This is a genomic window from Candidatus Binatia bacterium (assembly GCA_036382395.1).
Classification (GTDB): Bacteria; Desulfobacterota; Binatia; order HRBIN30; family HRBIN30; genus JAGDMS01.
In genome coordinates, this window is the sequence record DASVHW010000127.1 from 1 (window position 1) to 6,999 (window position 6,999).

4 protein-coding genes and 1 pseudogene are annotated in these 6,999 nt (G+C 64.0%); 1 reads left to right on the top strand and 4 read right to left on the bottom strand.

From position 1 onward, the window contains the following. Nucleotides 1-651 precede the first annotated feature (651 nt). On the top strand, nucleotides 652-1,107 hold the full coding sequence (gene tnpA / locus VF515_06005) for an IS200/IS605 family transposase (protein HEX7407191.1): 456 nt from the start codon (nucleotides 652-654) through the stop codon (nucleotides 1,105-1,107). 336 nt (nucleotides 1,108-1,443) lie between these two features. Here tnpA and VF515_06010 read toward each other — a convergent pair. The 4 genes and pseudogenes from VF515_06010 to VF515_06025 all read right to left on the bottom strand — a co-directional run bounded on the left by VF515_06010 (nucleotide 1,444) and on the right by VF515_06025 (nucleotide 6,965). Continuing rightward, nucleotides 1,444-2,952 (bottom strand): annotated as a pseudogene (locus VF515_06010) (carboxypeptidase M32). After that, nucleotides 2,949-3,470, bottom strand: coding sequence for an NUDIX hydrolase (locus VF515_06015; protein HEX7407192.1), 522 nt, complete (start codon nucleotides 3,468-3,470; stop codon nucleotides 2,949-2,951). Before VF515_06015 ends, VF515_06010 begins: the two are co-directional and overlap by 4 nt. Nucleotides 3,471-3,476: 6 nt before the next feature. Further along, nucleotides 3,477-4,748: a glucose-1-phosphate adenylyltransferase gene (locus VF515_06020; protein HEX7407193.1), complete on the bottom strand. Its 1,272-nt coding sequence runs from the start codon at nucleotides 4,746-4,748 to the stop codon at nucleotides 3,477-3,479. Nucleotides 4,749-4,874: 126 nt separating this feature from the next. Further along, nucleotides 4,875-6,965: a UvrD-helicase domain-containing protein gene (locus VF515_06025; GenBank protein HEX7407194.1), complete on the bottom strand. Its 2,091-nt coding sequence runs from the start codon at nucleotides 6,963-6,965 to the stop codon at nucleotides 4,875-4,877. Nucleotides 6,966-6,999: the final 34 nt, after the last annotated feature.

Consider the following 6,999-nt stretch of genomic DNA (forward strand, 5'->3'; position numbering starts at 1 on the left):
CGACGCCTATTGGGAACCACGCGGCAGTCCGACGTGCCCGCACGCGGCGCAGGCCGGGATTTTCCGGCCGCCGAACGCCACGATCGGTGCTACCAAGGCCTTCGGCGGCCGGCCGAAGGCCGCTGCACTTCCAGTGATGCCCCTCGGCCGCCTGCCGAGCGCAATGTCCGACAAGATGATTCCATCCACAGATGGCGCGGATGCCTGTAGAGAGCGCAGACTGGCCCGCGCCAAGACGCCAAGGCGCCAGGATCAGCTTGCCGAGGAGAGCGTCGAGAAATTCCGAATGGCTAGGCCAACGTCTCGCCTCAAATCGACCATGCAGTGCACCGGAGGTGCGGGTGTGCGACAAATTTGTGGGTCTTGTCGTTCGGGTTTCCCCACTCGCCCTGAGATCCAACCGGCAAAGACGCCGGCTTGGAGCGCCCATGAACCGTTCTCACGCCCGGCGCCACCGCCCGGGGCAACACCCCATATGCGTTAACCTAACCTATGCAACACCGGCGAGTAATTCGAATTTACGCCGAAGGCGTTACGCAACACAGCCCAGGGTTGGCCGCGCAGCGGCTACCCTGGGGTGTGACACCGTTCTTCTTCTACCCCGAAGGGGTTGCGCTCTACGTGGGGCACGCATTATGTTGACAGTGGGGCATGGCTCAGTCTCTATCAAATTGCCTCGTTCACCTCATCTTTTCAACCAAGGATCGGCGTCCCTTTCTTGCTGACACCGACCGGCGAAACGCCATGCACCGCTACCTTGGCGCCGTCTCAACACGACTGGATTGCCCGGTGATCCGCGTTGGTGGCGTCGCCGATCACGTGCACTGTCTGGCACGCCAAGCTCGCACCATCACCGTGGCCGAATGGGTCAAGGAAATAAAGCGAGCCTCGTCGCAGTGGGCAAAGACCCAGGACGCATCGCTTCACGGTTTTCAGTGGCAGGCCGGGTATGCGGTATTCTCGGTAAGTCAGTCCCTGGGCCGAAAGGTGGAACAATACATCGGACAGCAAGAGGAGCATCATCGCAGATTCGACTTTCAGAGCGAGCTCCGCAAACTGCTAGATGCCCATGGCCTGGGATACGATGAGCGGTACGTGTGGGATTGAGGCGGTGAAGCGCAACCCCTTCAGGGTTGAACACTGTTCGGACCATTGACCCAGGGTAGCTTCGCAACCCTGGGCTATGTGGCACAACGCCTTCGGCGTAGGGGCATCGGATCATGGGCAACGCAGGTTGGTGCGCTGCCGGTTAGGTTAACGCATATGGGGCAACGCCCTGGGCGACGGGCGGCGCATGTTCATGGGCAGACTCATGGGCAAGCGGGCTTCGCTCAACCACCGGCCAGTGGCTTCGAACCCTCCGGGTTCACGCAGGTCGGCATCGAACTTGGCACTCTCCAGTAGCGTCCATATCGAGCAACTGGGCGAGTGCCCCCTGAATCGTCAAAGGGATTCGAGGAACGTTACTCTGCGTTCCAGATGATCGAGTAGAGGACGGGATGTGGGCAACTGTCCGGTGGCCACACGGATCAGTTCCACTGGCCGGTAAGTCTGGCCTAATCGGTGAACGTGTTCCCGCAGCCAACTCAGCAGCAGGCGGAACTCCCCCGCTGCCACTGCCGCCTCAACCGAGCCCAGGTCAGCTTCGGCGGCGCGGTCCAGTTGTGCGGCGTACATGTTGCCGAGGGCGTAACTCGGGAAGTAGCCGATGGCGCCACTCGGCCAATGCACGTCTTGGAGTACGCCGTCGCGGTCCGTCTCCGGTATGACGCCCAGGTACTCTCCCATCTTCTCACGCCAGACCTGCGGCAGGGCAGCGACATCGAGGCTGCCGTCCAGCAAGGCCCGCTCGAGTTCGAAGCGCAGGATGATATGCAAGTTATAGGTGATCTCGTCTGCCTCCGTACGGATCAGCTACGGTCGCGCCTCATTGGCGGCGACCACGATCGATTCGAGCGACGTCCTGGCCAGGCCGGGAAAGGCCTGGCGAGCCGCGGGGAGGAGATGCTTCCAAAAGGCCATCGATCTCCCGATTTGGTTCTCCCACAGCCGCGATTGGGATTCATGGATGCCGAATGAGCACGACTGTCCCCGCGGCGTGCCCCACGCCTCGGCATCGAGTCCTTGTTCGTAGAGCGCGTGTCCGGTTTCGTGGAGGGTCGCATACAGCGCGTAGCGCAGGTCGCGTGCATCGTACCGCGTGGTGATGCGGACATCATCCCCAACGTTGGTGGTAAAGGGATGGGCAGCTTCGTCGAGGCGGCCTTTGTTGAAGTCGAAGCCCAGACGGACCGCCACCGCCTGATTGAAGCGCCGCTGCGCCTCGACCGGAAAGTCGCCGCACAAGGCATTGGCGTCGAGCCGGCCGGCATCGAGCCGCGCCTTGATCCGGTCCACCAGCGGCAGCAGCCCATGGCGGAGATCCGCAAAGAGTGGCTCGATCAAGGCCGCAGACGCGCCGGGCTCGTATTCTTCGAGCAACACGTCGTACGCCGGGCGGCTCGCATCCATCGCGGCAGCAACGCGGCGCTCGGTCTCCACGACCCGCCCAAGCCAGGGCGCCAACATGGAGAAATCGTCGTCCCGCCGCGCCGCCACCCATACCGCACGCGCCTGTGCGTGGAGCGTCGACCGCTGCCGCACCAGCGCCGTATCGAGCCGGCGTCTCCGATCGACGCGCCATTTCGTTTCGCGCACGTCGACCGCCTGTTGCGGGTTGAGTTCCGAGCCGCTGTCCGCCAGCCCGTCCACCACTGCCAGGAAGGCGGGGGCGGTTTGACGCTCATGCAGGAGCCCGGCCAGGGTACCAATCTGTCGTGCCCGCCCCTCGATGGCCCCGGCCGGCATCAGGGTTTCTTGATCCCACTCCAGCAATTGCAGCACGCCGCCAAGATCTGCCTGTAGGCGCAACGCCGCGACCAATTGCGCGTAGGCCTCGTCAACCCGCGTCACCGCGTGCTCTCACCCGCCAGGTAGGCGGCGGCGTGGTGCAGACCGGCAATGGTCTTCGCGTCTTGAATCTCTCCTGCTCGGATCATGCTCAACGCGCTTTGTAGCGGCATCCGGCTGATCGACAGCACCTCATCTTCCTCGAGCTGCTGAACCGTCGGCGTGAGTTTGCGGGCAAGAAAGAGATGGATGCGTTCGTCGCAAAATCCGGGCGCAGTGAAAATCGCCCCCAGTTGCACCAGTTCCGCGGCGACGAGGCCCACCTCCTCCTGCAACTCACGCGCAGCGCATCGTATCGGCTCCTCGCCGCCGTCGAGCTTGCCGGCCGGGATCTCCCAGATGAAGCCGCCGGCGGCATAGCGGTACTGGTGCACCAAGGTCACCGAACCGTCGTCGTGCACCGGCACAATCGCCGCCGCGCCCGGATGTCGAATGACTTCCAGGGTCACGGTGACCTGATTCGGCAGTGTGACCTCCTCCAAGCGCAGGTCGACGATGCGCCCCTTGTAGATCTGACGCACGGCCACTCAGATGACTGTTCCCGGCGTGATGACGCCGTTTTTCGGAATGATCACCACCCCATCGCGGATGTAGTAGCCTGGGCCATCAAGGGTCTGGACCTTATTCTGGTTGCGGATCACCACGCCCTCACCAATGCGCGCATTCTTGTCGATAATGGCGTGTTCAACCGTGCTGCCCGCACCCACGCCAACCGGGATCACACCGCCCTGACCGTCCGGGGCATCCGGCGTGCCATAGAAATCCGCACCCATCATGACTGTATGCGACAGGCGGACGCGGCGCCCGATGATGCTGCGGATGCCGACCACCGAGTGATCGATTTCCGCGTCTTCGATGCGGCAGCCCTCGCAGATCACCGACTCGTCGATCCGCGCCGCGTGCAGATTCGTCGGCGGCAGAAAGCGGGGCCGCGTATAGATCGGCGCACGTTCGCTGAAGAGGTCGATGGGCGGCGTGCCCGATGCCAACTCGATGTTGGCGGCGTAAAAGGTGCGGATGGTCCCGATGTCCTCCCAGTAGCCGGAAAAGAAGTGCGCGTGCACCCGGTGGGTACGGATGGCCCGGGGAATCACCTCCTTGCCGAAGTCCATTTGTGCCGGGTCCTCGAGAGCCCCCACCAGCACCTCGGGGCGGAACACGTAGATGCCCATCGATGCCAGGTATGGACGACCGCTGGAGGCGCCACGCGCCACCAACATCTGTTCACTCAGGGCGAGCTGACGCAGCGAGGACACGTCACGCGGCTTCTCGACGAAGTCGGTCACGGTGCCGAAACCGTCGATCTGCAGAATGCCGAACTCGCCGGCGTCACGTTCGGTCACCGGGGTGGCGGCCACCGTAATATCGGCGCGGCTGGCGACATGCGCTTCGAGGATCCGCCGGAAGTCCATCACATAGAGTTGATCCCCAGAGAGCACGAGAATGGTGTCGGTACCCGGACGCAAGAAGCGGCGGAGCTGCTTGCGCACGGCATCGGCGGTTCCCTGGTACCAATCCGTGCACTCCTCGGTTTGCTCCGCGGCCAGTATCTCCACGAAGCCGCGCGAGAACGGATCGAAGCGGTAGGTCCGCGCCACGTGCCGGTTCAACGACGCCGATTGGAACTGGGACAACACAAAGATGTTGCGCAACCCGGAGTTGATGCAGTTACTGATCGGGATGTCGACGAGGCGGTACTTCCCTACCAGCGGCACCGCCGGCTTACTCCGCAACTGCGTCAGCGGATACAACCGGGTCCCGCGACCGCCTCCCAAGATGACCGCAACGACGTTTTCCACAGAAAGCGACGATACCTTACGGCGAACCGCTGGTCCACACGCCGGAGCGGGTTGGCGCCGAACATCGAGGGATTTCACGAAAGCGCAACAATCGCCGCGCGGACGCGTCAATCCGCCAGGCGCGGATCAGACCGCCGCCATCTGGTTGCGGACCAGCACCGAGGGGGTGGCCACACTGGTCAACCAGAGTTGGTGGACGGCGCGCGTGGCACCGACGTGCAGAAGCCGGCGGGCAGCCGGAGTGTCCGGAAAATTCGCGCTGCTGAGCTCCACCAGGATGACGTAGTCGAACTCCAAACCCTTCACTTGTTCGATTTCGGTGACCTCGACGCCGGGGGCGAAGGTGAAATCCTGGCGTTCAACCCGGCGTAGACGCGGGACCTCGCTGTTCATCAAGCCACGATGGTAGAGGGCACTCAGCTCGCGCGAAGAAGTCAGCACCGCCACCGACGCCAGACGTTCCTTCCCCGAAAGTTCTTTGAGGGCATCCGCCAGGAATGCCACACAGGCCCCGTGATCAGTGAAGCGGAACAATTCCACCGGCGGCCCCGAGCGCGTCGTCATTGGCGGCGTGTCGTCTTCCCGCAAGTCGCCGAGGATGCCCACGGCAAACTCCGCAATCTCACGCGAGCAACGATAGCTGACCTCCAGCGTGTTCACTTCCGTCCCCTCGAGGCCCAGGTCACGGAAAAACGTGGCCCAGGAGGTGAAACCGGCGTCGTGCATGATGTGTTGCTGCGTATCGCCAGCCAGCGTCAGGCTGCGGTGCTCATCCAGGCAGCCGAGCAGAACCTGCACCTCCACCGGAGAGAAGTCTTGGACTTCATCGATGGCAATATGCTGGTAACGCAGCGGCTTGCCTGCACGCGACGGAAGCGGGCCGATGCGCAACTGCCAGGCTCGCAGCAGGAGCGCGTCGTCCTCCGCGTCGAGCTCCGCTTGCACCTCTTGGTCCCCCTCCATCCAGGCGACCACCTCCTCGTACCGCTCCCGGTTCCAGGTGGCGGCCCGGACGAGCTCTTCGGTCGTGAAGGCGTCGGGCGCCACCTGTGCAAACACCTCCTCCAGCAGCGCCGCCTGGCTCAAGAGGCTGGCCCAGTCATCGATCACTTGCTCCGGCTTGCGCCGGCCCTGCACCCGCCCCACCTGTTTCTCCAAAGCGACGAGCAAGCCCGGATGGAGCTTCAGGCGTTGCACCAGGGCGGGAGTGTCCTCGCGCGTCTGGCGCGGCAGCTTGGGAAACAGGCGTCTCGTCTGCTCGGCCGCCCACTCGTGAAAGGTGCGGACCTGGACTTGCTGCACACCCAGGGCGGGAAGCACGTGGCTGACGTAATCGCGCAGGGCCGGGGAGAAGACGACGACCAGGGTCTGCGCCGAGTCGATGCCCGCATCCTCGTACGCCAGGTACGCAATCCGATGCAGGGCGACGGTGGTTTTTCCCGATCCCGCCGTGCCGCGAATGACGACGAAGCCGGCAGACGGCCGGGTAATGAGCTCGAACTGCTTCGGGTCGATCAATCCGGCGATGTCCGGTAGGTGCTTATCCGCGCCGCGCAGCGTTCCGTGCGGGTCGGTCCCCAAACGGCGGTGGGTTCCCTCACCCGCCGGATGCGCGCGCAGGGCCGCCCCTTCCCCTCCCGCCAGGCGGGGGACCTCAATCGCTGTTTGCTGCCACCCGGTCGGGGCTTGCCCGTCACGCGAGAAGATCCCTTCCGGTGCCACGATTCGCTGCAGCGTCCGATCGCGAATGGTAACCGTCCGTCGCGCCACCACGTCACCGCTGATCACGCGACCGGCAATTTCCTCTTCGTAGGCCTCGCCCTGCTGGTAGCGGTAGAAAATCTTCGAGATGGGTGCGTTGCGCCAATCGACGATCCGCACGCCGCGCTGCAGCCACGTGGCCTTGCCGAGGAGGATATCCCGGAGGCTGCCATCCTCGCGCAAGCGCATGTGGGCAAAGTACGGTGAGTCACGATCGACCTGCGGCGCCTGGCGTGCCAAGCGCAACTGGTCCAAGAGCGCGGATTGTCTGTGCCATTGGTCCATGAGTGCCGGTTGATCTTCCAGCTTGGTACGTTCGTCCATCATCTCGCGCAGCCGCGCCAGCCCGGCGACCACGGATTCTTCCGACCGCGGCACCACGGCGGGCGGCGCATCGAGCGCGTGTGTGACCTGTTCGAGCTGGGTCAATTCATCGGTGACGACCGCATGTGGCACGCCCGCATCCTAACGGGTTGCGGGCGCGCGGTAC